Origin of the sequence: Mesorhizobium sp. M7A.F.Ca.US.002.01.1.1, assembly GCF_004022955.1 — a bacterium.
GTDB lineage: Bacteria > Pseudomonadota > Alphaproteobacteria > Rhizobiales > Rhizobiaceae > Mesorhizobium > Mesorhizobium ciceri.
Genome location: NZ_RZQE01000592.1, coordinates 1 through 3,088, shown reverse-complemented (window position 1 = coordinate 3,088; position 3,088 = coordinate 1). Strand labels below are relative to the sequence as shown.

The window sequence follows — 3,088 nt, the reverse complement described above, 5'->3', positions numbered from 1 at the left end:
CATCGACATCGTCGCCAGTGTCCGCCTGTTGGCTGCCGGATTGCGCGATCATGCGAAATTCTTGCCAGACAGAGCTTATGGAAAATTGCGGCGGATCGTTCCAATTTTAGCGGATGAGCGCTTTTTGCCGAGGCGCGGCGGGTTTGCCACCAGATCTGGCGATTGCATCCGCCCTTCCGGCAGTTGGGCGGAGTCACATATCCACGACGACGCGGCCGCGGATCTTGCCCTCGACGATATCGCGCGCGGCATCGACGATGCCGTCGAACCCGATGGTGCTGGACAGGCTGGCGAGCTTCTGCAGATCGAGGTCGGTGCCGATGCGGCGCCATGCCTCGAGGCGGACTGCTTTCGGCGCCATCACTGAATCGATGCCGAGCAATGAGACACCGCGCAGGATGAAGGGCGCGACGCTGGCCGGCAGGTCCATGCCGCCGGCCAGGCCGCAGGCGGCGACCGCGCCGCCATAGGAGGTCATCGAGAGCACATTGGCCAGCGTGTGGCTGCCGACAGCGTCGATGCCGCCCGCCCAGCGCTCCTTGGCCAGCGGCTTGGCCGGCTGGGCAAGCTCCTCGCGCGAGATCACCTCGGCGGCGCCAAGGTCCATCAGAAAGGGGCTTTCGGCATTGCGGCCGGTGGAAGCAATGACATGGTAGCCGAGGCTGGACAGGATGGAGACCGCGACCGAGCCGACGCCGCCGGCTGCCCCCGTCACCACCACCGGGCCGCGATCGGGCAGGATGCCGTGCCGCTCCAGGGCCATGACACAGAGCATGGCGGTATATCCTGCGGTGCCGACGGCCATCGCGTCATGCGGGCTGATGCCTTGCGGCAGCGGCACCAGCCAGTCGCCCCTGACGCGGGCACGGCCTGCATAGGCACCGAAATGGGTTTCGCCGACGCCCCAGCCATTCAGCACGACCTTGTCTCCGGCGCGCCAGTCGGGATGCGAGGACGAAATGACGGTGCCGGCGAAATCGATGCCCGGCACCAACGGCCAGCGGCGGATCACCGGCGCCTTGCCTGTGATCGCCAAGCCATCCTTGTAGTTCACCGTCGTTGCCTCGACCGCGACGGTGACATCGCCTTCCATCAGGTCGGCCTCGGTGAGATCGGTCACGGCGACCGACTGCTTTTTCTCGGCGTCACGCGAAACGAGGATGGCTTTGAAGGTTTCGGACATGTCTTTCTCCGCGATCTTGACGACATGAACTGTGCGGCGATGGCCGCACGGGGTCAATCCTTGGAAGGACTGGCTTTGGGTTCGCGCCGCCAGCCGACCAGCTCGTCGAAGACGACCAGTGCCGCACCAACCGAAATGAAGGCGTCGGCAAGGTTGAAGACGGCGAAGGACCAGACCGGCGTGTGGAACAGGATGTAGTCGATGACGTGGCCGTTGACGGCGCGGTCGATCAGATTGCCGAGCGCGCCGCCGACGATCAGCGCAAAGCCGGTGCGGGCAAGGATCTGGGACGGCGCGATCCGGGTCGCCAGGAACAGCACGAAGGCAACGACGGCGAGCGAAATGACGATCAGCCCGGTGTCGCCGAAGGACGAGAACATCGAGAAGGCGATGCCGGTATTGTAGGTGCGAAACAGCGCCAGGAAGGGCAGCAGATCAACCTTCTCCTGAAAAGGCAGATCGGCCTCGACCAGGTATTTTATCCACTGGTCGAGCGCGATGGCCGCGACGACGAGCAATGCGTAGGGAGACCATGATCTCACGGGCAGGCAACCTTCATTGCTGGTCCAGGATTGGCTCGAGCTTCAGCGCGCCGCGCCGGATCTCGAACAGCATGATGCCGGTGGCAACGGCCAGATTGAGCGAATCGGCACGGCCCGCTTGCGGAATCCTGAGCAGCCTGTCGCAACTCGCAGCCAGGCTTTCGGGCAGTCCCTGCTGCTCGTTGCCCATCATCAGCAGCACGGGCCCGCGGGAAAAATCGACCGAGCGGTAGTCGACGGCGCCTTTCAGGTGGGTTCCGGCGACGAGGCCTGAAAACCCGCCTCGCCAGGCGAGGAAAGCCTCGGTTGTCGCCTTCGCCACCGGCACGGCAAAGATCGAACCCATGGTGGCACGCACCGTCTCCACGGAGAATGGATCAGTGGTATCGCCGACCAGGATGACGCCTTTGGCGCCGACGGCATCGACGGTGCGGATGACGGTGCCGAGATTGCCGGGGTCGCGCACCCGGTCGAGCGCCACCCAGACGTCGCCATTGTCAGCGCGGACATCCTTCAAGGCGAGGAATTTTTGCGAAAAGACGCCGACCACCATTTGCGGGTTGTCGCGACGGGTGATGGCGACCAGCACCTTCTCCGACACTTCGAGCACCATGCCGCCTGCCGCAACCGTGCGTGCGGCCACCTTCTCCACCGCAGCGTTGCCGCGCCCGGCCTTGGCGAAAACCAATGTCCTGATCTGCCAGCCGAGATCGAGCGCATCGATGACCAGCTTCAACCCCTCGGCCATGAAGGCGCTCTGCTGGTCGCGGAATTTCTTCTGAGCGAGCGCCTTGATGTCCTTGACCAGCGGATTGGCGAGGCTGGTGACCTCCTTCACCTGGCCAGGTGCGCCTGCATGCCGCTCGTTCATTCAGCCACCCAACGCGAAAACAATGAGGTCGATAGCGCCCGGCCGGCGGACTTTTCGCGGATGATCAACTCACCCGATTCAACCTTGCCGCCCATGCCGGCAAAGGTATCGCGCATCAGGGCGTGGATGGCGAAGAAGGAGGCGCGGATCGAATAGGCGGTCAGCACCACGGCGAGCGGCTTCGGCGTCAGGATCGCCCGGCAGAGGTCGGTCAAATCCGGCAGGTCCTCGAACAATTGCCAGACCTCGCCCTTGGGGCCACGGCCATAGGCCGGCGGGTCGAACAGAATGATATCGTAGCGGCTGCCGCGGCGCTCCTCGCGCTCGGCGAATTTGACCGCGTCGTCGACGATCCAGCGGATCGGCTTGCTGCCGAGGCCGGCCATCTCCTGGTTTTCGCGGGCCCAGCCGATCGCCTTCTTCGAGGCATCGACATGGGTGACCTCGGCACCGGCGCGAGCCGCCACCAAGGAAGCGAGACCGGTATAGCCG

General features: G+C 64.5%; 4 protein-coding genes. All 4 read right to left on the bottom strand.

Translation table 11 applies throughout. The annotated features are described in order from the left end of the window. Positions 1-193 precede the first annotated feature (193 nt). Positions 194-1,183, bottom strand: a complete 990-nt coding sequence (locus EN932_RS32520) for an MDR family oxidoreductase (protein ID WP_127384618.1) — start codon at positions 1,181-1,183, stop codon at positions 194-196. 53 nt (positions 1,184-1,236) lie between these two features. Next, entirely contained in the window at positions 1,237-1,725 is a 489-nt protein-coding gene (lspA, locus tag EN932_RS32515) for a signal peptidase II (RefSeq protein WP_127384619.1), read from the bottom strand. 13 nt (positions 1,726-1,738) lie between these two features. Further along, entirely contained in the window at positions 1,739-2,596 is an 858-nt protein-coding gene (locus EN932_RS32510; RefSeq protein ID WP_127384620.1) for an RNA methyltransferase, read from the bottom strand. Beyond that, the coding region (locus EN932_RS32505; RefSeq protein WP_206618986.1) for an RsmD family RNA methyltransferase at positions 2,593-3,088 on the bottom strand (496 nt) is incomplete at its 5' end. The genes EN932_RS32510 and EN932_RS32505, both read right to left, overlap by 4 nt.

What these genes read in the sequence shown, in the direction of transcription:
- EN932_RS32520 (WP_127384618.1), bottom strand. Translation starts at nt 1,183, where the DNA reads ATGTCCGAAACCTTCAAAGCCATCCTCGTTTCGCGTGACGCCGAGAAA.
- EN932_RS32510 (WP_127384620.1), bottom strand. Translation starts at nt 2,596, where the DNA reads ATGAACGAGCGGCATGCAGGCGCACCTGGCCAGGTGAAGGAGGTCACC.